The sequence below is a fragment of the Niabella pedocola genome (assembly GCF_021044425.1).
GTDB classification, from domain to species: domain Bacteria; phylum Bacteroidota; class Bacteroidia; order Chitinophagales; family Chitinophagaceae; genus Niabella; species Niabella pedocola.
The window spans coordinates 1574893-1601258 of record NZ_JAJNEC010000005.1 but is presented as its reverse complement, the minus strand read 5'-3'; the positions used below and the strand labels follow the sequence as shown (position 1 = coordinate 1601258).

Sequence of the window (26366 nt, the reverse complement as noted above, 5' to 3'; positions counted from 1 at the left end):
AAATGAAAAGATTAATAATAATACTCATCGGTGCAATGGTTTGCTTTGCTTCCTGCAAGCAGGATCTGTCAGATCAGTTTAAGGACCCTTCAAAAGTTGATCCACCAACCGGAAATTTATTTGCCGGTATGTTTACGGGGATGGTTTATGAGTGGAAGCTATATGTAAAAGATTATGGAGAATATTGGTGGGAAAATGACGGCAATACCATTTCCTGCTACTCACAGATCAACCACCGATACATTACTTCCAGATATGCCTGGTATAGTGATTATGGCGATTTGGTAAATGAAAATGGATTCTATTCTACGGAATCCGGAGCTATGAGTCATTTTAATGCGCACTATACGCGAATGAAGGAATGGGCGATTATGCGAGACGGGGTTGAAAAGCTCACCGGAGGTGCAAAAGATGAAGTACTTGTGTTTTTTCAGCTGGCTACCGTAATGAAAGATGTATGGGCGCTAAGATGTGTAGATCTGTTTAATAAGATACCGTATTTCGATGCAATGAAGGGAAACCTGGGCGTTTTATATCCTAAATATGATGATCCTAAGGAAATATATGTGTCGATCCTTAATGATTTCAAGGATATTGGAGCATCGTTGAAAGACAATTATAATAAAATGTCTGCTGATGGCAAGGCACTGTTTACGAAACAGGATATTGCATTAAAAGGAAATATAGATCAGTGGGTGCAATATATAAATGCACTTAGGCTACAGTATGCTATAAAGCTGGCCGGAGTAGATGAATCTACTGCAAAGCCTCACATTACAGAGGCGCTGGCGAATTTGCCAACTACCGATTTGATGTTTCCTACTTATACAACAGACAATGGCGGCGGGGGGGGGACCTGGTTGAGAGGCGTTTATGAAAGAAGCTTTGTGCATTTTATGCCGGACCTGCTGATGCGCAATATGAATTTTGCCGATAGCTCTTATAATGCAGGCGTTGACGATCCTCGTTTGCCTGTTCTCGTAATGCCAACAAAATATGGTGATTACAGGTCTGTAAGCATGAATACCGATTCAAATGCACGGTACTATGATGCGGGCGACAGGTATTATACCGCTGCCGATAATATTGATGCAGCGCTTTCTCAGAACGGAAAATCTGAATATAGTATTGTTACATTTGCAATGAATGCTCCAAATTTTCCTGCAGTCATGATCACCCTGGCTGAAGTTGATCTTTTAAGGGCCGAAGTTGCTATTAAAGGCTATGCATCAACTAATAAAACGGCCGCAGATTATATAAAAGATGCGGTAGTTCACTCCTGTGATTTTTGGTATGCTGTTAACGATCTCAACAAGAGCTTCCGGCCGGATAAGGCGGTGTTGCATCCGGTAAAATCCACAGGAGATATCGACACGTATTCCAATAAGGTAAGGGCAAAATTCAGCGCGCAAACCGGCATTGAAAATCAAATGGAAGTGCTGATGCAGCAAAAATATATTCATCTGAATATATCCAACCAGTATGAATTGTTTGCAGAGCTGCGTAGAACAAGGCACCCATTATTAGATCCGTTTGTGTTTAACGGAACTGTTATGAAGCCCTGCCCTGAAAGGATTAAATACCCTTCATCGGAATTGCAGACTAACCAGGCGGAATTTCTGAAAGTTGGTGCGGATAACAACTATACCACGCCTATTTTCTGGGTGCCTGCAAATAAAAAAGGTGTTAGTTATTATAGATAGACAATCCTGTGATGACAGGTGGTTTTTAGATTTTAAAAAAATAATTGGTAATCCTCTCATCTCCTTTTAAGAAAGAGGTTGTATTCAAAAAATTGAATGCAACCTCTTTTTGTCTTAAAGAGTGAGCAGCGCGGCTCTTTAATCCACAATTGCTATTTAATAGGTGTTGGTTTTGGTGGAGAAAGGAACCTCCTTAAATCGGAATTCGTATCTTAACGATCGATAACTAAGACATATTGTTGGTAAAATGGCAAAGAATATATTTCTCATGATCAAGTGTTTGAGTGTAATATTGATATACAGCATCATATGCAGCTCTGTTATGGGGCAGCCGCCTGCTTACAAGAATCAGTATTTATCTATCGAAACCCGCGTACAGGACCTCCTCTCCCGTATGACACCGGAGGAAAAGTTCTGGCAGTTATTTATGATTCCGGGAGATCTGGATAAGGCTGCGCCGGGCCAATATAAGAACGGGTTATTTGGATTTCAGGTAAGCGCGGCTACAACCGGTGCGGGGGAGGCAGCACAGCAAATGCTGAATTACAACTGGAGTAAGGAAAACGCTCTGGCGCTGGCAAAGAAGATCAATAGTATTCAACGGTATTTTGTGGAGCAAACCCGGCTGGGGATCCCGTTATTGTTTTTTGATGAAGCGCTGCACGGACTGGTGCGTAGTGATGCGACCTCGTTTCCGCAGGCTATTGGGCTGGCCGCTACTTTTGATACCGCCATGATGCGCCGGGTGGCCAACGCCATCGCCGATGAAACGAAACAACGGGGCATCCGCCAGATCCTCACCCCGGTGGTGAACCTGGCTACGGATGTGCGCTGGGGAAGAACGGAAGAAACCTATGGGGAAGACCCATTTCTTACATCCGCAATGGGCGTTGTTTTCGTAAGTTCTTTTGAAAAAAAGAATATTATTACCACTCCCAAACATTTTGTGGCAAATGTAGGCGACGGCGGCCGTGACAGTTATCCCATTCATTGGAACGAGCGGTACCTGGAAGAAACGCATTTCCTGCCGTTTAAAGCCTGCTTCCTGAAGGGCGGCAGCCGGTCGGTGATGACGGCTTATAATTCACTGGATGGAACCGCTTGTACGGCCAACTCCTGGTTGCTGAATACCAAACTGAAAAAGGAATGGGGTTTTAACGGCTTTGTGATTTCAGATGCCGGAGCCACCGGCGGGGCATTGGTACTGCACCATACGGCGGGCGATTACCCGGAGTCCGGCGCACAGGCGATCAATGGCGGACTGGATGTGATTTTTCAGACGGACTATGAACACTATAAATTATTTGCGCCGCATTTTTATGATGGAAAAATCAACCGGCAACGGATCGATGACGCCGTGGCGCGCGTGCTACGCGCGAAATTTGAACTGGGGCTGTTTGATAATCCCTATGTTGATGAAAAGACAGCAGCGGTAAAACCTGATCATAAAGCTATTGGTAAACAGGCCGCACTGGAATCGTTAGTGTTGTTAAAAAATGAAAACAAGGCCCTGCCGCTTGCAAAAAATATCCGGAAGCTGGCCGTAATTGGTACGGATGCTACGGAAGCCCGGCTGGGGGGATACAGCGGCCCGGGTACGCAAAAAGTTTCTATCCTGGAAGGCTTAAAAGAAAAGACGGGGACAGGTACCGAAATCCTGTATGCCCCTGGTCCCGGCAGAATGAATGACCTGTGGAAGACCGTTCCGGCAGATTTGTTGTGGCATTATGAAGGAGGCGGGTTAAAAAAGGGATTGCGGTTTGCAGTGTTTGACCGGATTGATTTTTCGGGCATGCCGGTTGATACGGGCATTGACCGGGAGCTTAGTAAACTCTGGACGCTCTCTCGCCCGTCATCAAAGCTGCAGCAGGATTTTTATGCAGTCCGCTGGGAAGGAGTGATCCGGCCGGATGTTTCCGGGAATTATCAGCTTGGATTAAGTGGCAATGATGGATTCCGGTTATATATCGATGGCCGGCTGGTGATTGATAACTGGAAAAAGGAATCATTTCATACACAACTGATCCCCGTTTCCTTTGTAAAAGGCAAAACCTATCAATTAAGAATAGAATACTACGAACCGGTGGGCAATGGGAAATTGCAACTGGTTCTTCAGCAGGGTGATGAGCGGGCGGCGAGGATCCGGGAAGCCGTAGCCGTTGCTGAAAAGGCCGAAGCGGTCGTTATTGTAGCGGGCATCGAGGAAGGAGAGTTCAGAGACCGGGCCCTGCTTTCCCTGCCCGGGAAACAGGAGGAGCTGATACAACGGGTATCAGAAACAGGCAAACCGGTAGTGGTGGTGCTTGTGGGCGGAAGCGCCATAACCATGCATAACTGGAAGGATCAGGTAAATGGCATCCTGCAGGCCTGGTACCCTGGTGAAGAAGGAGGTCATGCGGTGGCGGATGTATTGATGGGTGACTATAACCCGGCGGGCCGCCTGCCCATTACGTTTCCGTTGCACGAAGCCCAGCTGCCGCTTGTATATAATCATAAACCCACGGGACGGGGCGATGATTATGAAAACCTGTCCGGCCGGCCATTATTCCCCTTTGGCTTTGGGCTGAGCTATGCAACATTTGCGTACAGTCATATCCGCTTAGACAAACAGCGCATGGGTATAACCGATTCGGTGCGTGTACATTTTACCATAAAGAATACCGGAGCAATGACAGGTGACGAAGTGCCGCAGCTTTACATCCGCGATGATGAGGCTTCGCTGGCACAACCGGTACTGGCCTTAAAAGGATTTCAGCGGGTGCAGTTGAAACCAAGGGAAACAAAGGAACTTGATTTTCTGATCACACCGGAATTATTGCAGCTGCTGAACCAGCAAATGAAATGGGTGGTGGAGCCGGGAAGCTTCAGCATCATGATCGGGGCCTCGTCTGCAGATATCCGGTTGCGGACGACGTTAGTGGTAGAATAGGCAAATTTCTAAAAAAGCATACCTTTGAGATGCACCAAAACTTAATATATGAAAAATAAGAAGATTTTATTAGCTGTAATGATGCTTATCACCGCTGCTGCCTGCTCGAAAACCGGAGAAACGAACAATGAAAAGGATGCGGTTGACAATACAACCAGGCCAGATAGCAATATTGTGAAGCAAGACATTGTTATGGTTGCAGCACCAGTAGGCTCCTGGCAATTATCTGAAACCAGGATATCACCGGGGGTACTTGTTGACTGGGGAAAGGTGCCTAACGGGCCGGTGCTGACGTTTAAGGATTCTTCTTCATATGAGATAAATGGAGATAAGTCTTTATTGTGGCCGAATATACCTACTTCAAATAAAGGAACAGCGGGGTTAACGAACCGGGTCCGCTCAACAGTCATTTACCTGCTACCGGCCAATAGCCGGGATACCGCCTTTTTCAATATTCGTGTATCCAAAGACACACTGGAACTGTCGGGTATGTTCTGTGTGGAAGGATGTGCATACCGTTTCCGCAAAATAGAATAGATAACCTTAAACAGTTTCTTCAAACACGCCTGTCTGCCGGTTCTTGCGTACGTTGCCGGCTTTAAAATACCGGCCGTTCATGGCTACGTAAACGCCATGAGGTAAGGATTGGGCAAAGGCGATAGCGCTGCCGAGGTTAAACAATCCGTCGGAGCTGCCGAATTTGATAGGAATCATCGCTCCGGTAAGCACAATGGTTTTATCTTTTATACGTTCCGCCAGTAACTGGGCCGTTACAGACATCGTATCGGTGCCATGGGTGATCACGATCTGCTCCTCTTCACTTTGCTCGCATTGGTAGGCGATCAGTTCGCGGTCCTCATCGGTCATCTCCAGGCTATCCACCATCATCAGGGTGCGGATCTCCACCGGCACGGTATTACGCCCTTTTTCCAGCAGGTCATGTAAATGCGTGTCTTTAAAATAAAGCTCACCATTCAACATATTATATTCTTTGTCAAAAGTTCCGCCGGTTATAAAGATGCGTATTGCCATACCCACAAAAGTATCGCATTCAAGCCAGAATGCAGGCGTGGCGCTGCTTTGCAATACGAACAGTTGATCGTGTTTTTTTAATTTAAATGCCAGGCATGGGATTTTGTTAGTGGTTTTAACAGCGATCTAAAGTCAACCTTGCAAAATGTAAAACGCATTGGTTAAATAAATTGATATTCTGAAATGAGCCGACAGTTTTCAGTAGTCAATTTCTATCGGCAGCGTCAGTACCCCCGAATCGAAGATCCGGCATCAAGCAACAAACGAATCCCAACCCGAAACATTGAGCATTAAACCTGGAACTTATTGTCGTTTCCGGCTTCTCAGCCGGGCTTCTTCCAGGTCCAGTTCCCATTCCTTTTCCTTGATCAGCTCCTCGCTAAAGGTTCCGTTTACCCGGAATTTCATCAGTTCATTGCGTTTTACATTGATCAGTTCCAGCAGTAATTGCCGGAACCGCGGCATAGACTCATCCACCGCAGGGGCATCACCGGATTTCAGTCCCAGCTTTTGTTTGGCGGCGTCAATCATATGACTGTACCGGTTACGCGTGAGTAAAAAAGGCTCGCTTTTTTCGAGGTCGTCCCTGTAATGTACATCAATATATTTCAGCGCCAGCTCTGCCAGTCGCAATTTCAATTGCTGGTTCTCTGTTTTCCGTTTGTCTTCGGCAACATCCCGGATCTTCAGCAACCGGATCAGTGGTGATATTGTAAGTCCCTGTAGTACCAATGTTACAATGATCACCACAAAGGTAATGAAGAGGATCAGGTACCGGTAGGGGAACTCTACGTTGTTTTTTATGTAAAACGGAATGGCCAGTGCCGCGGCGAGCGACACCACACCCCGCATGCCGCACCAGGCTACCAAGAAGGTCTCTTTGTTTGTAGGAACCGCGGTATCCGGCGCCCATCTGCGTTTGATACGTACGCGGATATAATTGGAGGTATACACCCACACAATACGGATCAGGATCACGGCTCCGCTGATAATGAGCCCGTAACCAAGTGCTTCCTTGACCGTATTTTTAGTAAAATTGGAAACAATAAAGGGCAGCTGCAACCCTATAAGAATAAATATAAATCCGTTCAGTAAAAACGTAAGTGTGTCCCATACGCCCGCCATATGGATCCGCGACTGGTATCCCAGCATCCGGTGGGTATGATAGCTCAGGAACAACCCGCCCGCAACCACCGATAATACTCCGGAGCAATGAAAATACTCCGCTACCAGGTACATCACGTAGGGCGACAGCAGGGTGAAGGCCGTATCGATCGCTGAAGTGGTAGGAAAGAAACGAAGGATCAGGTAAATGATACCTGCGATAGCCAAACCAATACAAATGCCCATTCCTGCAACCACAAAAAAACTTTTTGTAGCCGTCCATACACTGAACTGACCGGAGATTACGGCGAGCAGTGCAAAGCGGTAAACGATCAAACTGGAAGCATCATTTACCAGGCTTTCGCCTTCCAGCAGGTTTACCACATTGCGGGGAACCTTCAGCCCTTTTAATACAGAAGTGGCAGCAACGGCATCCGGCGGAGAAATAATACCGCCTAATACGAATCCCAGTGCCAGCGTAAAACCCGGTATCAATGCTGTGGAGAGGAACGCAATAATAGTGGAAGTGAAAAATACCAGACCAAATCCCAGCAGGGCGATACGCCGTTTTAATTTCCAGAAGTCTGCCCAGGGCATCTGCATTGCGGCGGAGAAAAGTACCGGCGGCAGGAAGATCAGAAAAACGATATCAGGGTTGATCTTTATCTCAGGTGTGCCCGGAAGCATGCTGATGACGAGTCCGGCCATCACCAAAAAGATCGGGTAGGAAATTTTTAGTTTATTACCCAGCATAGTAAGCAGGGTAATGAGGAAGAGCATGGTCAGGATCAGTAAAAGCCGGCTTTCGATCATGCCTTAATATACGGAATTCTTTTTTTGAATTTGAAAATTTGGGAATGTGGAAATAAAGATGCCGTTCCGGTTCGGTGGTCTGTATGCTGATGAAATACCTGGATTAGAAATGAGAAGCCAGAAATGCGAACCTGTACCTTGAACAACCGTCTTTAAAACGGATCTGACGTGAAACATTGAACCTGAAACCTTAAACCTGTTCCTCCCGGTCTTCCGGCCGGATGATCATCCGGAAGGATTGGTCCCTGCTGAAATAGGCAATGATCCAGTTCGTCAACGTCCGCAGCCGGTTCTTCAATGTAAGCAACGACATCACGTGGATGAACAGCCAGATCAGCCAGGCAAAAAAACCGCCAAAACGCATTTTGGGTTTGGTAAGATCCGCTACGGCCTTATTGCGCCCGATAATGGCCATGGAGCCTTTGTCTACATAGGCAAAAGGCTTCAACCGTTGCGGATGCAACAGGTTCTTGGCAAGGTTGGATCCCTGCTGAAGGGCTACCTGTGCCACCTGGGGATGGCCGTTGGGGAAAGCGGCGTCGGTGGTTTGTAAACAGGTATCGCCGATGGCATAGATATCTTCAACGCCGGCTACCTTATTATAGGCATCAACGATCAGGCGCTTACCACGTCCGTAGCAGGCTGCCGGGATGCCTTCAAAGGTTTTTGCTGCCACACCGGCTGCCCAGATCAGGTTCTTCGTTTCAATGGTGCTGCCATCTGATAAAAGAACCGTATCATTTACAAAATCCTTTACGGTAGTATTGAGTTTTATGTGTACGCCCAGGGCCTCCAGCGATTTCTTGGAATACTGCTGGGCATTTTTCGACATGGGTTTTAACACGGCATCCCCGCCGTCTACCAGGAAAATTTCCCCCAGGTTTCTCCCCACAAGATCGGGATAGTCTTTCCGGATGATCGTAGCCCGCATTTCTGCAAACATGCCGGAGATTTCCACGCCTGTAGGGCCCGCACCCGCTACAACAAAGGTCACCAGCTTTCTTTTATACTCCACATCCGTAGTACGGGATGCTTCTTCCAGCCGGTTCAAAAGCGTATTCCGCATGGCGAGGGCATCGCTTAATGTTTTCATCGGAATCGCATTTTGCTGTACCTGTTCCATTCCAAAATAATTGGTAGTGGCACCGGTGGCCAGTACTAAAAGATCATAGCTCAGGGTACCATTGGAGAGAACGAGTTGCCGTTCATCGGGGAGTACCTTCTTTAACTCACCCATCCGGAAACGGATATTTTTTTTACCTCTTAAAAATTTCCGGAACGGATAACTGATACTGGAGGGTTCGAGGAAGCCGGTAGCTACCTGGTAGAGCAACGGGGGGAAGAAATTATAATTGTTGCTGTCTACCAGGGTTACGTCAAAACCTGGTTGGTTATTGAGTTGCTTGGCCAGGGTTACCCCTGCGAATCCGCCACCAACAATCACTACTTTTTTAGACGATTGATCCATAGGAATTTGTTTTAATGTTTATGGCAAATCGCTGCTGATAGAACGGCGAGGTTTTTAACCGGCGAACCGGAAACCGCTCCGATCGGAGAATCTAATAATTCACCACCTGCTCCACAATAGCCTCCGGAATCTTACGCCATTCGTATTTCTGCGTGCGCAGCTGCGGTTCAAAACCGGCTTCGCGGATGGCTTCCTGTATGGATTTATAAGTGAACCGGTGCGGAGCTCCGGCAGCACTTACCACGTTTTCCTCAATCATAATGCTTCCGAAATCATTGGCCCCGGCATGTAAACACAGCTGTGCGGTGGGTTTTCCAACCGTAAGCCAGGAGGCCTGAATGTTTTTTATATTGGGCAGCATGATGCGGCTCAGGGCTACCATTTTAATGTATTCATCTGCCGTGGTGAGGTTGTGCACGCCACGTATCCGTGTAAGCAAGGTGTCCACATCCTGGAAGGTCCATGCGATAAAGGCCAGGAAGCCGTTGGCGCCTTCCGGCTTGCGGCTCTGAACTTCCCGTATTTTTACCAGGTGCTCAAAACGTTCTTCAATGGTTTCCACATGACCAAACATCATGGTGGCAGAAGTGGTAATGTCCAGCTTATGCGCCTCATGCATGATATCGAGCCATTCCTGTGCACCGCATTTTCCCTTGCTGATAAGGCGGCGTACCCGGTCGATGAGTATTTCGGCTCCGGCTCCCGGCAGGGAGTCCAGCCCGGCATCTTTTAAAGCCTGCAATACCGCTTTATGCGTGCTTTTTTCCAGCTTGGTGATATGGGCTATTTCGGGTGGCCCCAGCGCATGCAGCCGGATATCCGGGAATTCAGCCTTGATCTGGCGGAAAGTGTCTACATAAAATTGAAGTCCCAGTTCCGGGTGATGCCCCCCCTGCAACAGTAGCTGATCGCCACCGTATTTGATCGTTTCCTCAATTTTTTTCCGGTAGGTAGGCATATCGGTGATGTAAGCATCCGGATGCCCGGGAATACGGAAAAAATTACAGAACTTACAATTGGCGATACATACATTGGTTGTATTTACATTGCGGTCGATCTGCCAGGTGACTTTTCCATGAGGTACCTGCTGTTTCCGTAATTCGTCTGCAATCAGCATCAGATCGGAAAGCGGCGCATGATGATAAAGAAAAAGGCCTTCTTCCACACTCAAAAACTCAAACGCCGCGGCTTTTTTATAAAGATCCTGTAATATCATAGACTGTTGAAATAAAGTACAAAAGTACGACAGATGCTGCTAATTATGGTAATGACAGGCGTTGTTTCCTTATTATTAACGGTCTTGTGTTCCACGGCATCGGCAATTGGGCCATGTATACTCATTGAAAGCAGCACACCCGGTTTGGCAAAAGCCGCTTTCTAAAGTATCTTTGCAAAGTAAAAGCAGCAGTAACGGCGACAGTGAACATTTTGGGCCGGATAATTGTTATCGTTACTTCTAAATAGCAGTTAAAATGGCGGAGCAAACTAAAAATACAATACCTGGTAACATCTATGTAAGCGAAAGTGCCAAAAAGCGCATCCGTGAGATCCTGGCTGAAAAGCAGGCAGAAGATAATGCTGCGTATTTTTTACGGGTAAGCGTGGTAAGCGGCGGCTGCTCCGGTTTAAGCTATAAGCTTGATTTTGATACGCAGCAAAAGCCCATGGACCAGGTGTTTGAGGATAATGATGTGAAGGTGGTTACCGATATGAAAAGTTTGCTGTACCTTTTAGACACTACGCTTGAATTTTCTGACGGACTGAACGGCAAAGGGTTTTATTTCAATAATCCCAATGCGTCCAGAACCTGCGCCTGCGGGGAAAGTTTTGCTGTTTAGATCAACTACCACATTAAAATACATACAAATAAATGACACAAGAACAGATCACGTACCTGGTTTTCGGGATAGTCATCGTATTGGCTTTGATCTTTGACCTGGGGCTGCTGAGTAAAAAAAATAAAGTGGTTACGATCAAACAGGCGCTGATCCAGACCATTTTCTGGGTAGGACTATCCATGTGTTTTTTTGCATTTGTATGGTTTGAAGATGGCCGCACCCTGGCGCTGGAATACATCAGTGCCTACCTCATGGAATGGAGCCTGAGTGTAGACAATATTTTCGTATTCATCCTGATCTTTTCATCCTTTGCCGTAAAAGAAAAGCATTTTGGACGGGTATTGCTGCTGGGGATCTTAATGGCCATTGTATTCCGCATCATATTTATTACCGTAGGCGTGGCGTTGGTAGAACGGTTTCATTTCGTGCTGTATATTTTCGGGGCCTTCCTGCTGTATACGGGTATTAAAATGTTCTCATCCGGTGATGGTGAGGAAAAAGATCCCCATGATTATGCTATTTATAAGTGGATCAAAAAAGTGATCCCGCTGGTGCCGCATGACGGAAACGGAAAATTTTCGGTGATCGAAGACGGGAAAAAGAAATACACCATGCTTTTCGTGGTGGTGCTGATGCTGGCCGGGATCGACCTGGTATTTGCGTTGGACTCCATCCCGGCGGTAATGGGCATCTCCAGGCACCCGATGATCATTTATACCTCCAATATTTTTGCCGTACTGGGATTGCGCTCCCTGTTCTTCCTGTTAAGAGGTGCGGTAAATAAATTCGATTACCTGCAACAGGGCATTGCCATTGTACTGGTGTTTATCGGGGTAAAAATGCTTTGTGAACACTGGATCAACCAATGGCTTAGTAAACAACAACAGGTGGGCATTTCCCTGGGTATTATTGTGCTGTGTATTGTAGGCAGCATCCTTTTTTCAATTTATAAAAAGAAAAAAGGCGTTCCCGAAGAAACAGAAGACGGCAGTATAAACTTATAACGGTGGCCGGCCAATCCTATACGATCCAAGATATTGCCCGGCTGCTCGGTTTACAGCTCCAAGGGCCGTTTCCAACAGCGGTTATCGATACCCTGCTAACCGACAGCCGGAAACTGGTTACTCCTGCTACCTCTTTATTCTTTGCGTTGGAAGGTCCGCAGCGGAACGGACATCTTTTTATTGGTGAATTATACAAAAAGGGCATCCGCAATTTTGTGGTGGCACAGCCGGTAGATGAAGCCGCTTATCCGGGTGCGGTATTCCTGCAGGTAAACGATCCGTTGCAGGCGCTGCAGCAGGTAGCAGCGGCGCATCGCAGTCACTATTCCATGGATGTGATCGGTATTACCGGAAGCAACGGTAAAACCGTGGTAAAGGAATGGCTGTATCAATTGCTGCAACCCTATAAAAATATTGTAAGAAGTCCCAAAAGCTTCAATTCCCAGCTGGGGGTACCGCTGAGCGTGTGGCAGATGAGCGCCGAAAACAACCTGGCCATTTTTGAAGCCGGCATCAGCCGGCCCGGGGAAATGGAGAAACTGGAAACCATCATTGCGCCCACCATCGGGGTGCTCACCAATATTGGCCCGGCGCACGCCGAGGGCTTTAAAGACGATGCAGAAAAGCTTTCCGAAAAACTGAAACTGTTCAAACATGCCGGGGTGATCATCGCCAATGGCGATCATCCGCTGATCAGCGCAGGCATCAAAACCTATCCGGCTGTTTTTTTCTCCTGGGGCAAACAGGAGCATAATGCCGTACAGGTGCTAAACATCCTGGTAAAAGAAGAGGAAACGGTACTCCGGTTAAAGCAGCAGGAAGAAGATCCCATGGAACTGACCATACCCTTCACCGATCAGGCCTCCATTGAAAATGCACTTACCTGTATTACCGTACTGCGATGGCTGCATATCGCCCCTGCTTCAATCATTAGCGGCATGAGGGGATTACAGCCGGTGCATATGCGCATGGAATTCAAACAGGGTATCAACAACTGCATTGTGATCAATGACAGCTATAGTGCGGATCTGAACTCGCTTAAGGTGGCATTGGAATTCCTGCAGCAACAGGCCGGCAACAAACGGAAAACGGTAATCCTTTCTGATATCCCCGAAAGCAAAGGGGAGGAACAGCAACTGTACCACACCATCCGGGAACTGTTACAGCGCTATGGTGTAAACCGCCTGATCGGTATCGGTGAAAAAATGCAGGCGCAGGCCAGCCTGTTTGCGGCCGGCAACACTGTTCCGGAATCTGCCTTTTATATATCTACCGATGCGTTTTTAGAGCAGTTTCACAGCACACAGTACCAGGATGAACACATTCTTGTAAAGGGCGCCCGCAAATTTGGCTTTGAACGTATTGTAAACCAGCTGGAGCAAAAGGTGCATGAAACGGTGCTGGAGATTAACCTTGATGCGGTGGCGCAGAATCTGAAAATGATCCAGCAGCAACTGAAACCGGGAGTAAAGGTGATGGCCATGGTAAAAGCCTTTGGCTATGGAAGCGGTGCTGCGGAAATTGCCAGTGTGGTGCAGTTTCACAAGGCTGATTATCTGGGCGTGGCCTATGCTGATGAAGGGGTGGAGCTCCGGAAGGCGGGCATTTCCATACCGGTGATGGTGCTTAATACGGAGGCCAATGCCTTTGATGCGCTTACAGATTATAACCTGGAGCCCGATCTTTTCAGCTTTGAACTGCTGCTGGCTTTTGAACGGCATGTGAAAAATGCCGGGTTAAAACATTATCCTGTACACATAGAAGTAGAAACCGGGATGAACCGCACGGGCTTTGCCGTAAGCGATATGGCCGCCCTGGCGGCGTATTTAAAGAACAATGAATGGATACGGATTCAATCTGTTTTTTCGCACCTGGCAGCCAGTGAAGATCAGGTGGAGGACTCGTTTACCCTGCACCAATACGAATTGTTGATGGAAGCGGTTGCTGTGTTGGAAAGCACTGTCGGCTATCCGTTTCTGAAGCATATTGCCAATACTTCTGCAATATTGCGCTTTCCCCAATTGCAGCTGGATATGGTGCGGTTGGGTATTGGCCTCTACGGTATTTCCGGCAATGAACGGGTTCCGCTGCAAACCGTGGCCACATTAAAAACCACCATTTCCCAAATAAAGAAGATCAAAAAAGGCGAAACGGTCAGCTATAACCGCAGGGGCGTTGCCAAAGAAGATTCGGTGATTGCTACCCTGCGGATCGGTTATGCCGATGGCTATTCGCGCCGGCTGGGTAATGGCGTGGGCAAGGTTTGGGTAAACGGGCAACTGGCCCCGGTGATCGGAACGGTTTGCATGGATATGACGATGATCGATATTACGCATATTCCGGGTGTAAGGGAAGGCGATGATGTGATCATTTTTGGCGCGCCCGTTCCGGTGCAGCAGCTGGCCCAGTGGATCGGCACCATTCCCTACGAGATCATGACCAGCATCTCGCAGCGCGTAAAGCGGGTGTACTATGGTGAAGGGTAGCTGATGAATTACGGATGCATACAGGTCGGGGAACCTGCGCAAGAGGGGTATGTAGGATCACTTCATGTTCCACCAATCACCTAAGTTCCAAATATAGCCCCATACCTTCCCTACCTAAAAGGTTAGAAGGAAAACCTGAAACCTGAACTGACAAAGCAAAAACATTCGTCATTGGAGTGAAAAACTAAACCGGCCCACCTAAAAGCCTGGCGCACGCAGCTTGCAGATGAGCTGGGTGTTTTAAAACCTTTGTGGCCAAAGACCAGTAGGCGCGTACCCCCACCTGACCAGGTGGCCTGCCGAAGGAAAAAGCGCTGTTAGCTTAGGTTTTTGCAGGGTGACGCCAGGTATTGCGGATATTTTTCAAAACTTTGGGGATTACTCCATGTGCCACCAGTCGCCCAGGTCCCGCAAAATAATAAGCCGCCCCATATAGAGCTGTTGAAGTGAATGATCCCGCTTTCAGGGGTGCAGGCAGCAAGACCGACGCCATAAGCATTAAAGCCGGGCCAATAAGCCGCTAATGGACCACGCCTCATCTCTTAATCATTTTCCCTACTTTCGCAATGGTCTTAACGGACCGGAACTTAAACCCCAATTGTTGTAGCAGAAATTGCGTGTTGCCGTAACTGAATGCGAAGATTAAATGGTAAAACACCCCTGCTCCTGCTTTAAAACCGTGTGAATGAACTTGTTTGGAAAACAGGTGATTGTTTTCATATACTGCTTTTTCTGCGCTGGTGCTGCCAGGGCGCAGCAGGAAATGTTGTTGCCGGATCAACCGGTAACCCCGGGAACCGTTTTCCGTGCCGACACTGTTTTCCGGATGCCCAGACGGAAGCCTTTTTTTGAAAAACAGGGGGTGGAGATCGGATTTGCGCCGGCGTTATTTTTAGCGGCATCCGCCGTTACCTGGGGCGAGAAGAAAAGCATCCGCGAAGTGCGCAACCGGTATCTGCCCGGGTTTAAACATACCTTCGATAACTATGCCCAGTACCTGCCCGCAGCCACTACCTTTGGTTTAAAGTTTGCCGGGGTAAAAGGAAGGAACAAGCTGCTGCGCAGCGCGTTTTCCTATGGGGCCAGTATTGCTATTATGGGTGTGCTGGTCAACGGGATAAAATATACGGCAAAAGTGGAGCGCCCGGATGGCACATCCAGGAATTCGTTTCCTTCAGGGCATACGGCCATGGCCTTTACCAATGCCACCTTTATGCATAAGGAATACGGATTGGTAAATCCTTCTTACAGCATTGCAGGTTACGGCACGGCTACCTTTACCGGCATTGCCCGGGGACTGAACAACCGCCACTGGTTCCCGGATATTCTTGCCGGTGCCGGCATCGGTATTTTATCTACCCAGCTGGGGTATTTTTTTATTGACCGGATCTATAAGAATAAGGGTGATAACTTAAATAACCTGGCCTATAAACCTACCAGCCAAAATCCTTCATTCCTGGCCATCAAATGGGGATACGCCAATGCCATGCATAACCTGGCCAAGAACCTGGAAATTAATGCATCTTCCAAGCTGGGCTTTGAGGCCGGACTGGAAGGGGCCTATTTTTTTAACCGCAACTGGGGTGTTGGCGGAGATCTTTCGTTTACCAGCTTCCCCATCACGGCTTCCGAGATCTATACGCCCAATGCGCAAGACCCAAGCTACCGGAATGTGAAGTTTGAAACACAGTCGATCGGCGCCGCCAATATTGCTGCCGGCCCTTATTATGCCCTGCACCTTACCAACCGCTGGCAGCTCATGTTGAAGACGCACTGCGGGTATTCCATCGGTTCCCGGGGAACCATATCAGTAAAAGCAGCTGCCGCCAATAATAGTGAGGTACAGGAAATTGCAGCCTATAAGCCCTCTAATACGTTCCGTGTAGGGGCGGGCGGTGCGCTTACCTATAAGCTTAACAGCCGCCTCGGGGTAACGGGCTATGCCGATTATCACTATACGAACCCTGTTTTTAAATATGCATTTAATGAGAACATTGTGGAAATAGAACCGGGTTTCAGCAATCGCGTACGCATGCGGAATCATATGGATTATGTGGTGCTCGGGGTTAGACTAACTGCTTATTTTTGAGGAGGGTTACAGATGGAAATGTAAAACTACGCCTATTGAATGTAACCGGCAGAAGTGGAACGGAATCTCCCGATGAAATAAAAAATAATGAACCGTAACGGCAGTTGTATTGTTTTTTAATTTAATATTTTAGATTGATTATTTTAAATCCCCACAGGGGAAAGTCTCGTATATTTGCTGCCGCATGAAAGCAGGAAAATTAAGCACAGCAATAGGGATCATTCTGTTGGTTTTACTGGTAGACCAGGTGGTAAAGATCTATATAAAAACGCACTATCCCATTGGGGAAGTGACCCGCATTTTTGGAATGAACTGGGCACGGCTGCACTTTATTGAGAACTCGGGCATGGCCTGGGGCTGGAAGTTTGGGAACGAAGCCGGAAAGGTGACCCTCACGCTGTTCAGACTGGCTGCCGTGATCTTCGGCTCCTTCCTGCTGGTGCGGTTTGCCCGTGAAAAATATACCCGGGGCTTTATGATTTGCGTGGCGCTGATTTATGCGGGCGCACTGGGCAACCTGATCGATAGCATGTTCTACGGAATGATTTTCGACAAGGGGCTGCACTTTGACCCGGCATTTGGCGATTATGTGGGCTATGACGGTATTGCCAAAATGGGCGGAAAAGGGTATGCCTCCTTTTTGCACGGAAGCGTGGTAGACATGTTATACTTCCCGATGGTAAAGACCCATTATCCCTCCTGGTTTCCCTGGGTGGGCGGTCAGCCGTTTGAATTTTTTGCACCCATCTTTAACATCGCCGATATGGCTATTTCCACCGGAGTGATCGCGCTGTTGGTTTTTCAAAAGAAGTTTTACAGGAAAGTGGATGGGGCAGCGGTTCAGGCCAGTACATCGGGCGATGCTGTTGTAAACAATACCGGCAGTGAAACATCATCTGCAGACTAAATGCTACGTCATGAAGACGATTCTTTTTTCTTTTTTGTTTACGGTGATATCCTTTGCTGTACAGGGCCAGAAAGCATCTAAATTAGCCGTGCCGGATCCTTCTAAAAAGGTACAGGTTGTTGAGGCTGCCTGTGGCGAATGCCAGTTTGGAATGGAGGGGAAAAGCTGCGACCTGGCAGTAAAGATGGACGGCAAATCCTATTTTGTAGACGGAACTTCTATTGATGAGCATGGCGATGCGCATGCAAAGGACGGATTCTGCAACCGCATCCGGAAGGCGGAGGTACAGGGTGAGATCGTGAACGGCCGGTTCAGGGCCAGCTATTTCCGGCTTTTGGAAGACAAAAAGAAGAAAGCTGCAAAGAAATAAACAAATAAGCTACTGGAAATTTATACGATGAACGCCTGGATAGGGCGTTTTTTTACGGAAAAGGCTTCGAAAACATATAAAAGGAAAATTAGAAAGTATGTTATTTTCCTTTTCAAGAAAAAGGGAAAATAACGATGTTTGCTATTTTCCTTTTTTGTATTTTTGGAAAATAACAATATTCTTAGTCCCTATGCACCAATTTCAGGCAGGAAACTATATTCAGCAAGGGTATTACAAAAGCTTTCAGCCAGGTTTTATTAACCGGAGCTGGGAAATAACCGATATGCAGTTATTACAACTGTTATCCCGGGCCGACCGGCACTTGGGCCGCCTCGATATGTATTCTGAATACGTGAATATTGAGCTGTTCATCCGTATGCATATTGCCAAGGAAGCTACCCAATCCTCCAAAATAGAAGGTACACAAACAAATATAGAGGAAGCGTTTTTGCCCAGGGAGGAGATCGATAGTGAAAAGCGTGACGACTGGGAAGAGGTGCAAAATTATATTGAGGCAATGAATGAAGCGGTAAAGCTGCTGCATACCCTGCCGTTTTCTTCCCGGCTCATCCGGCAAACACATAAAGTATTGTTACAGGGGGTGAGGGGAAAGCATAAACAGCCCGGCCAATACCGAAGGTCTCAAAACTGGATCGGTGGTGCAACGATCAATGATGCGGTTTTTATACCACCGGCGCAACATACCATTGATGAATTAATGGGCGACCTGGAAAAGTTTGCCAATGATGAATTTAATCCTTTACCCGATTTGCTGAAGGTCGCACTGATCCATTACCAGTTTGAAACGATTCACCCCTTCCTAGATGGGAATGGAAGGGTTGGCCGCCTGTTGATTACGCTTTACCTGGTAAGCAAAGGAATCTTAAAACAACCGATCTTATACCTTTCCGATTTTTTTGAACGCAACCGGATACTCTATTATGATAACCTGATGCGGGTACGTATTCATAACGACATCAATCAATGGTTAAAGTTTTTTCTTACCGGAATCATAGAAACGGCCAAAAGCGGTGTAGCAACATTTGATGGCATTCTGCAATTACAAAAAGCGATTGATCAAAAACTGAAAGATGTGGGCGTACGCAGTGGAGATGCTTATAAAGTGGTTAATTATATGTATTCGCAACCGGTAGTAAATGCGCAAACTGTAGGTGTTGTAATTGGAAAGCAACCCAAGGCGGCCTATAAAATGATCGGGTTGTTGGAGGAATTAGAGATTGTAAAAGAAATTACCGGCGGACAAAGAGGAAAGCTATATGCTTTTGAAGGGTATCTTCAATTGTTCGAGAGTCATAAGGAAACTTACTGATAAGAGAAAACCGCCCTTATCTGAAGGCGGTTTTCTCTTTGAGAATCAATAAACCTGCTTTTGCGGTGATCTTCTGGAAGCGACTTCGCCGCCGCAGTAAATATTATATTTTTCCCACCATTTTAGCCGGCACTACCCACTCGTCAAATTCTTTTTCGGTAAGATAGCCCAGCTTCACGGCCATGGCCTTCAGCGTGGTATTTTCCTTATGTGCTTTCTGGGCGATTTCCGCAGCCTTGTAATACCCGATCTTCGGATTGAGGGCGGTTACCAGCATCAGGGAATTGTCCAGGTGCTTTTTAATATTTTCCTCAATCGGCATCAGTCCTACTGCACATTTATCATTAAAGGAAACACAACCATCCCCGATCAGGCGGGCACTGTGCAGGAAATTGTAGATCATAACCGGTTTAAATACATTCAGCTCAAAATGACCGGTAGCACCGCCAATATTGATGGCCACATCATTGCCCAGTACCTGTGCAGCAATCATAGTCAGTGCCTCACATTGGGTGGGATTTACCTTGCCGGGCATAATGGAAGAACCGGGCTCATTATCCGGTATAAACAGTTCGCCGATACCACTGCGCGGACCGGAAGACAACATACGGATATCATTGGCAATTTTCATCAGGCTCACCGCTACTGTTTTCAACGCACCATGCGATTCTACAATGGCATCATGTGCGGCCAGCGCTTCAAATTTGTTTTCCGCAGTTTTAAACGGCAATTTGGTGAGTTTGGCAATTTCATCCGCCACATTTTTTGCATAATCCGGGGGGGTATTGATACCGGTTCCTACTGCCGTGCCGCCCAATGCCAGTTCCGATAAATGCGGAAGCGTATTTTTTATGGCTTTTAAACCGTGGTTCAGCTGGGATACATAACCGCTCAGTTCCTGGCCCAGTGTTAACGGTGTGGCATCCATAAAATGCGTACGGCCGATCTTCACCACCTTCATAAATTGCTTGCTTTTCTTCTGAAGGGTGTCCCGCAGTTTTTCAATACCCGGGATGGTTACCTCAACCAGGATTTTATAGGCTGCAATATGCATTGCCGTAGGGAAGGTATCATTGCTGCTTTGCGATTTATTCACATCATCGTTGGGATGCAGCGCCTTTTCTTTATCGGTAAGCTGACCACCGTTGAGTACATGGCCCCGGTAGGCGATCACTTCATTTACATTCATATTGCTTTGCGTACCGCTTCCGGTTTGCCATACTACCAGCGGAAAGCTGTTGTCCAGTTTTCCTTCCAGTATTTCATTGCAAACTTTTCCGATCAGGTCCGATTTTTTCTTCGGAAGCACTTTTGCTTTTGCGTTGGTAATGGCCGCTGCCTTTTTCAGGTAGGCAAAGGCCTTAATGATCTCTTTGGGCATCCGGTTAATGTCGGCGGCAATCTTAAAATTGTCAATCGAGCGTTGTGTTTGTGCACCGTAGAGCGCGTCTGCCGGCACTTTTACCTCGCCCATCGTGTCTTTTTCAATTCTGTACTCCATATTCGTTTTTTAAGTTTGAGAACCTGTAAGATTTACAAAACCTTACAGGTCTGGTTGTTCCCGCAAAGGTATTGGTAAATGAAGTTTATTTACCTTCACTTCCGGTTTAAATATAAAAACGTTGTAAAAAAGAAAAACATGAAAAATCGCCTGTTCGGCTTTGTTGTCCTGATGATTGTTGGCCTGCTTCCTTCGCAGTCCCGGGCCCAGGGCCGGCTTTACTATTTTATGGATCCGAAAGACTCGTTGATCGGGGTGAAGGATGATAAAGGACGGGTGATAATTCCCCCGAAAGGTGCCCCCATTATGTATTTTGAACCGGGTGTGCCAATCACCGATTCACTGATCAACCTTTTTGATATGGATGAAACCGATACCGGTACGGCCCTTTCTTTTGGCAGTATGTATAACCGGAAAGGCCAGTTTTTATACCGGCCACTGGCCTATGATAACGGGCCGGATTATTTTGAAGAGGGACTGGCCCGCTGTGTCCAAAAGGGAAAAGTGGGGTTTGTAAATGAGCAGGGAAAAGTGGCCATCCGGCCGCAATGGGATTGGGTGTCGCCGTTCAACTATGGATATGCTTTTGCCTGCAACGGGTGCTACTGGGACCGGAACAAGGATGCAGAACATCCGCCTATGGCCTATAAAGAAAATGCAAAGACCTTTTATATCAACCGGGAGGGCAAAAGCGTTCAGCTGATGAAGCAGCGGAAAACAGAAAAAGACCTGCCCGTGGATGGTGGCTATCTTCCTTATCCTTTTAAATATACCGCCGTGGAGCGGAAGATCCTCGATGAGATTGAAGCGATGGAGGTGTTGTCAAAGATCCGGAATGCCAATATTGCCACCAAAGCGGAAGGCAAGGACGCCTTATTGCAGTTTGAGATCGTAGGCCGCCCTTCCGCGCTGTCGCCTTATTATAAGATCCAGGGGTATAGCAATGGAAGTTTTGATAAGGAAGATCCCTTCCTGTTTTACCGTGCATTAACCGGTGATTATTTCCAGGTGGGCTGGGATGGTAAGGACAAAACCCCCTTCGCGCAATGGCTGAAAGAAGCATTGGAATCCTGTGCGCAATATTTCCGGGAACACCCGGATGCACCGAACAAGTTTGATGTGAACAGGTATTTGGAGCGGTTGTAGTGGAGCGTTTCGGGTTTACTCGTTGTTTTATGTCAGATGGCAGATGCTGGATGTAATCGGCTGATAGCTGAAGTCTGACACCTATCATTTGTGTAACGTTTCGGGTTTAACGTTCCCGGCCGGATCCGGTTTGCTACTCAATGCCGGCTCTTGATCACCGATGTAAACCAACTAAAAACTGAAGACTGAAGTCTGACCGCTCAACTTCCCCTGAACTCCGCCTTCCGCTTTTCCATAAACGCGGTAATACCTTCCCGTGCATCACCGGTGGCGATCAGTTTGCCAAAACTTTCAGCCTCTTTTTCATAACCCGTTTTACCGGGTGCATCCGCCAGGTTTGCAGCTTCAATACAGGCCGCAACGGCCAGGGGAGCTTTTGTATTGATAACGGCAAGTATGGATCTTGCTTCAGCAAGCAGACCGGCCTGGGGCACCACCCGGTTCACAAGCCCGTAATTAAAAGCGGTCACTGCATCAATCATAGTTCCGGCAAGCAACAATTCAAGTGCTCTTCCTTTACCGATCAAACGGGTCAGCCGTTGTGTGCCGCCATACCCCGGCAGTAAGCCAAGATTCACCTCCGGTTGTCCGAATTTTGCATTTTCGCTGGCGATCCGGAAATGACAGGCCATGGCCAGTTCGCATCCGCCACCCAGCGCAAAACCATTCACGGCGGCAATAACGGGTTTGGGGGCGTTTTCGATCCTTGCAAAAAGTGCTTGTCCCTTTTGAGCAAGCGCAGTACCAGCTGCAGCATCCAGCCTGGTAAATTCAGCAATATCGGCCCCTGCAATAAAGGCTTTCTCTCCGCTGCCGGTAAGGAGCGCGGCTTTCAGTTCGGGGTTGGCAATAAAATCATCGATCACCTGCGCCAGTTCTTCCAGTACAGTTTTGTTTAGCGCATTCAGCTTATCCGGCCGGTTAATGGTAATGGTTAAAATCGCATTTTCAGCGGATGTTACTATCGTTTGATAATTCATAAAGATCTTTTTACAAATCTAAGGGTTAATATTTCAGGTTTTATGCTGGACCCGGTTTCGGTGCAACTGGACTGATGGCTGGCATATAGCTAAGGGGCATTTCCGGTTGGCGCCGTTTGATGGTTGTAGCGCATGCCAGATGCCACGGTTAATATTTATATCAGAGGAAATCCCGCAACGGCAGCTTCACTTTTACTTTTAGTATTTTTCATTGATGATTTTAAATTCCTTCTGGCATCTTTTTGGTACCTGGATTTAAACTTTCTTCAATGTGAAGGGTCAATAATTAAAATACGATGTGATGATGGCTTCCGATCAGAAAAAAAATCAACATCTTTTATGGCGCGCAGGCTTCGGGCCGGCTGTGGAGCAATTGCAGGACCTGCAGCAATACACGCCCCGGGAATATTATGCCGCCCTTGCAAAAGCTTCCGCCAAAGCACCGCAATACATCAATATTGCCAGTGACGATTTATTACAGTTGTATGAATCCTACCTCACTCCGGGAAAACGGGCTACCCTCACGGCCGACGACCGCAGGATCTTGAACCGGAAGCAACAGGCGGCTGTAAAGGATCTGAACCTGTACTGGTTAAAGGAAATGATCGCCAGCTCGGCACAGCTGCGGGAGAAGATGGCTTATTTCTGGCACGGCCATTTTGCCTGCCGCAACGGGAACCTGTTTTACAACCAGCTTTTTCTGCATACATTGCGAACACATGCCCTGGGCAATTTCAGAACCCTGCTGAAAGAAGTATCGCAGTCGGCTGCCATGCTTTATTTTCTCAACAACCAGCAAAATAAAAAAGGCCATCCCAATGAGAACTTTGCACGCGAGGTGATGGAACTGTTTACATTGGGACGTGGCAATTATACCGAGAACGATATCAAGGAGGGCGCCCGGGCGTTTACAGGATGGTCTGCAAACCCACGGGGTGAATTTGTGTTCAATAAAAAACAGCATGATGATGGTGTCAAAGAGTTCCTGGGCCGGAAGGGCAATTTTGACGGGAATGATGTACTGGACATTATTTTAGAGAAACGGCAAACCGCTACATTCATCACCGAAAAGATCTATCGTTTTTTTGTAAATGACACAATCGACAAAGACCGGGTACAGGTGCTTTCCGATGCTTTTTATAAGGATTACGATATCGGCAAACTGATGGAGCGGATCTTTACGGCCGACTGGTTTTATGATGATCAACAGATCGGCGCGCGTATTAAATCGCCCATTGAATTGCTGGCCGGCATCCAGCGAATGGTGCCCATGCGACTGGATAATGATAACGCATTGATGAACCTGCAACGGATCCTGGGACAACAGTTATTGTACCCGCCCAATGTGGCCGGATGGCCGGGCGGAAAATCATGGATCGACAGCAGTACCCTGATGATGCGGCTGCGGATTCCACAGCTGTTCAACGATAAAGACCTGCTGAATGTAAAGCCTAAACAGGATGATGACGTGATGATGGGCCGCAAGTCCGACGGGATGGCCAATATCCCGGTAAAACAAACGGCAAAGCCTGCAAAACCCGCTTCTGGCGGAGGATTGATCAATGCAAAGATCGACTGGCCACAGTATATTGCTAAATTTGAAAAAGTAAAGCGGGAGGCTATTTTTCCCACCATTTCCAATTATCTGTTCCAGGTAAACACCGCCGGTGTGGACCAGGTGGCTACCAAATTTGTAGATAGTTCTGCCCGGGATGCATACATCCGGTCGGTAACCATTCAGTTAATGAGCACTCCGGAATATCAAATGTGTTAAACCCAACCCCCATGAACAAAAAAAGCGCTTCTTTCTTTAACAAAAAACATACAGGCCCTGGTCTGCTCATCAAACGCAAGGAATTCATACAGCTGGGTTCTTTGGCAACGGCTTCGCTGATGATGCCCAAATTCCTGAAGGCACTTGAAAATCCTGCCGCCGTTCCTGCGGGCAACAAAGTGGTGGTGGTACTGCAATTGAGTGGCGGCAATGATGGACTGAACACGGTGATACCGGTGCGCAACGATATTTATTACAAACTGCGGCCGGGCCTGGGCATACAGCGGGATAAAACCCTGTCCCTCACAGACGAAGTGTCATTGCATCCTTCACTTACAGCTTTAAAGGGATTGTACGATGAAGGAAATATGGCCATCCTGAACAATGTGGGCTATCCGAACCCGGATCGTTCGCATTTCCGCAGTATGGATATCTGGCATTCGGCCAGTCAAAGCAATGAGTACTGGAATAATGGCTGGATCGGCCGTTACCTGGATGCACAATGCCATGGCTGTGATAAGCCCACGCAGGCGCTGGAAGTAGATGATGTGCTAAGCCTGGCTTTGAAAGGAGAGCAGAATAATGCATTGGCAGTAAAAGATCCACGTCGTTTATTTGGGACCTCTAATGAAAAATATTTCCGGGAGATCAATAAAAATCACGGGGGCGATCATCACGACGAAAAGCCGGTGGATTACCTGTATAAAACACTGGCCGAGACGATGTCTTCGGCGGATTATATTTTTAAGCAAAGCCGCATGCATCCTTCATCAGGATCGTATCCCAATACCGAGTTGGGCGGCGGATTAAAAACGATCGCTTCGCTTATTTTCTCCGATATCAATACCAAGGTGTATTATATTTCGCTGGGCAGTTTTGACACGCATGTGGGCCAGGACGGGCAGCAGGGGCGGTTGTTTACCCAGATGAGCGAAGCCATTAAAGCGTTTACCGACGATCTGAAAAAGAATGGCCGGATGGAAGATGTGCTGTTGTTTACCTTTTCAGAATTTGGACGACGGGTGGCGCAGAATGCCAGTAACGGAACAGATCATGGTACCGCCAACAATATGTTCCTGATCAGCGGCGGATTGAAAAAGAAGGGGATCCTCAATGCCATGCCCAACCTCGAAGATCTGAACCAGGGTGACCTGAAATACAATGTTGATTTTAAAAATGTGTACGCAACCATCCTTGAAAAATGGCTGGCTGCCGATTCATCCCGCATTCTGAAGGCACGGTATAATACGATGGATTTTATTTAGGAGAGGATGCTGCGGAAACACAGAAACACTGATCTTTTTGATCCGGTGTTCCGCATGGTCACATAAACTGGCAAAAGTTTCAGGGAGCAAAAAAATATCAGTGTTCAGCGTCTCAATGGCATTCAGTAAAAGAGGCGCCCTGATGATATCCCGGGCTCGCGTCATTTAGTTTTGAGACGATGCGGGAAATAAAAAAACGCAGCGCTTCAGTGCCTCTGAAGCCTTAAAATAAAAAAAGGCCGGCTCATTTTTGAGACAGCCTTATGTAAAAAAAGATTTCCCGGATTAAATGCTTTCAGCCTTCAGATTTTCAGTTTCTTCATGAACATACTCTTCAAAATCATCCGCCCGGTCTTCAAATCGGCTGGCAACACTGTCTATAAAATCCGCAAACTGATCTTTAAGATCGTTTCCCTTATCTGCAATACGCCTGCGGGTAGCGGTTCCTTTATCCGGGGCATATAAAATACCAACGATGAGGCCAAGGGCAAAACCTGTAACGAGCTTATTCATAATATTTTAACTTTTGGGTTTAAAATTCGGGTTCTAATATAAAGGTACACAAATAACTATGCCAAAAAAAGGATTCCGGCTATTAAATCATGCTGCATCCTTAAGATTTTGCCT

20 protein-coding genes are annotated in these 26366 nt (G+C 47.2%); 13 read left to right on the top strand and 7 right to left on the bottom strand.

From position 1 onward, the window contains the following. Positions 1-2: 2 nt before the first annotated feature. From LQ567_RS14295 to LQ567_RS14285, 3 genes are all read left to right on the top strand, one after another. On the top strand, positions 3-1703 hold the full coding sequence (locus tag LQ567_RS14295; protein ID WP_231005201.1) for a SusD/RagB family nutrient-binding outer membrane lipoprotein: 1701 nt from the start codon (positions 3-5) through the stop codon (positions 1701-1703). A 322-nt stretch (positions 1704-2025) separates the two neighbouring features. Further along, a complete protein-coding gene (locus tag LQ567_RS14290; protein WP_231005200.1) occupies positions 2026-4632 on the top strand; it encodes a glycoside hydrolase family 3 C-terminal domain-containing protein in 2607 nt (868 codons plus the stop codon). A 48-nt stretch (positions 4633-4680) separates the two neighbouring features. After that, a complete protein-coding gene (locus tag LQ567_RS14285) occupies positions 4681-5169 on the top strand; it encodes a hypothetical protein (protein ID WP_231005199.1) in 489 nt (162 codons plus the stop codon). Between the two features lie 6 nt (positions 5170-5175). Here the strand turns inward: LQ567_RS14285 and LQ567_RS14280 are convergent, their stop codons facing one another. The 4 genes from LQ567_RS14280 to mqnC all read right to left on the bottom strand — a co-directional run bounded on the left by LQ567_RS14280 (position 5176) and on the right by mqnC (position 10265). Beyond that, entirely contained in the window at positions 5176-5664 is a 489-nt protein-coding gene (locus LQ567_RS14280) for an asparaginase domain-containing protein (RefSeq protein WP_231005198.1), read from the bottom strand. Positions 5665-5967: 303 nt separating this feature from the next. Then, positions 5968-7581: a Na+/H+ antiporter gene (locus LQ567_RS14275; RefSeq protein ID WP_231005197.1), complete on the bottom strand. Its 1614-nt coding sequence runs from the start codon at positions 7579-7581 to the stop codon at positions 5968-5970. Positions 7582-7771: 190 nt separating this feature from the next. Continuing rightward, positions 7772-9049 carry an NAD(P)/FAD-dependent oxidoreductase gene (locus LQ567_RS14270; RefSeq protein ID WP_231005196.1) on the bottom strand — a complete coding sequence of 426 codons (1278 nt, stop codon included), beginning with the start codon at positions 9047-9049 and terminating at the stop codon, positions 7772-7774. A gap of 91 nt (positions 9050-9140) precedes the next feature. Beyond that, positions 9141-10265 (bottom strand): cyclic dehypoxanthinyl futalosine synthase, encoded by a 1125-nt coding sequence (gene mqnC / locus LQ567_RS14265; RefSeq protein WP_231005195.1) that lies wholly within the window; start codon positions 10263-10265, stop codon positions 9141-9143. A 256-nt stretch (positions 10266-10521) separates the two neighbouring features. Here mqnC and LQ567_RS14260 point away from each other — a divergent pair, with 256 nt between their 5' ends. From LQ567_RS14260 to LQ567_RS14230, 7 genes are all read left to right on the top strand, one after another. Beyond that, positions 10522-10887, top strand: a complete 366-nt coding sequence (locus tag LQ567_RS14260; RefSeq protein WP_231005194.1) for a HesB/IscA family protein — start codon at positions 10522-10524, stop codon at positions 10885-10887. Positions 10888-10919: 32 nt separating this feature from the next. Then, positions 10920-11891: a TerC/Alx family metal homeostasis membrane protein gene (locus LQ567_RS14255; RefSeq protein ID WP_231005193.1), complete on the top strand. Its 972-nt coding sequence runs from the start codon at positions 10920-10922 to the stop codon at positions 11889-11891. Between the two features lie 2 nt (positions 11892-11893). Beyond that, on the top strand, positions 11894-14377 hold the full coding sequence (locus tag LQ567_RS14250) for a bifunctional UDP-N-acetylmuramoyl-tripeptide:D-alanyl-D-alanine ligase/alanine racemase (protein WP_231005192.1): 2484 nt from the start codon (positions 11894-11896) through the stop codon (positions 14375-14377). Between the two features lie 685 nt (positions 14378-15062). Beyond that, positions 15063-16466, top strand: a complete 1404-nt coding sequence (locus LQ567_RS14245) for a phosphatase PAP2 family protein (protein ID WP_231005191.1) — start codon at positions 15063-15065, stop codon at positions 16464-16466. A gap of 184 nt (positions 16467-16650) precedes the next feature. Next, on the top strand, positions 16651-17373 hold the full coding sequence (locus LQ567_RS14240) for a lipoprotein signal peptidase (protein WP_231005190.1): 723 nt from the start codon (positions 16651-16653) through the stop codon (positions 17371-17373). 10 nt (positions 17374-17383) lie between these two features. Beyond that, positions 17384-17743: a DUF6370 family protein gene (locus tag LQ567_RS14235; RefSeq protein ID WP_231005189.1), complete on the top strand. Its 360-nt coding sequence runs from the start codon at positions 17384-17386 to the stop codon at positions 17741-17743. 190 nt (positions 17744-17933) lie between these two features. After that, complete coding sequence (locus LQ567_RS14230; protein ID WP_231005188.1) at positions 17934-19073, top strand: Fic family protein; 1140 nt, start codon at positions 17934-17936, stop codon at positions 19071-19073. 103 nt (positions 19074-19176) lie between these two features. Here the strand turns inward: LQ567_RS14230 and fumC are convergent, their stop codons facing one another. Continuing rightward, a complete protein-coding gene (gene fumC, locus LQ567_RS14225; RefSeq protein ID WP_231005187.1) occupies positions 19177-20574 on the bottom strand; it encodes a class II fumarate hydratase in 1398 nt (465 codons plus the stop codon). 138 nt (positions 20575-20712) lie between these two features. On the opposite strand from fumC, the gene LQ567_RS14220 reads away from it, so the two are divergent. Then, positions 20713-21720 carry a WG repeat-containing protein gene (locus tag LQ567_RS14220; protein ID WP_231005186.1) on the top strand — a complete coding sequence of 336 codons (1008 nt, stop codon included), beginning with the start codon at positions 20713-20715 and terminating at the stop codon, positions 21718-21720. A 200-nt stretch (positions 21721-21920) separates the two neighbouring features. Here the strand turns inward: LQ567_RS14220 and LQ567_RS14215 are convergent, their stop codons facing one another. After that, on the bottom strand, positions 21921-22700 hold the full coding sequence (locus tag LQ567_RS14215; protein WP_231005185.1) for an enoyl-CoA hydratase/isomerase family protein: 780 nt from the start codon (positions 22698-22700) through the stop codon (positions 21921-21923). A gap of 301 nt (positions 22701-23001) precedes the next feature. Between LQ567_RS14215 and LQ567_RS14210 the strand changes: the two genes are divergently transcribed. Both LQ567_RS14210 and LQ567_RS14205 read left to right on the top strand, forming a co-directional pair. Then, a complete protein-coding gene (locus tag LQ567_RS14210) occupies positions 23002-24474 on the top strand; it encodes a DUF1800 domain-containing protein (RefSeq protein ID WP_231005184.1) in 1473 nt (490 codons plus the stop codon). 11 nt (positions 24475-24485) lie between these two features. Further along, on the top strand, positions 24486-25739 hold the full coding sequence (locus LQ567_RS14205) for a DUF1501 domain-containing protein (protein ID WP_231005183.1): 1254 nt from the start codon (positions 24486-24488) through the stop codon (positions 25737-25739). Between the two features lie 285 nt (positions 25740-26024). Here LQ567_RS14205 and LQ567_RS14200 read toward each other — a convergent pair whose 3' ends face one another. Beyond that, positions 26025-26252, bottom strand: a complete 228-nt coding sequence (locus LQ567_RS14200) for a YtxH domain-containing protein (protein WP_231005182.1) — start codon at positions 26250-26252, stop codon at positions 26025-26027. Between the last annotated feature and the right edge of the window lie 114 nt (positions 26253-26366).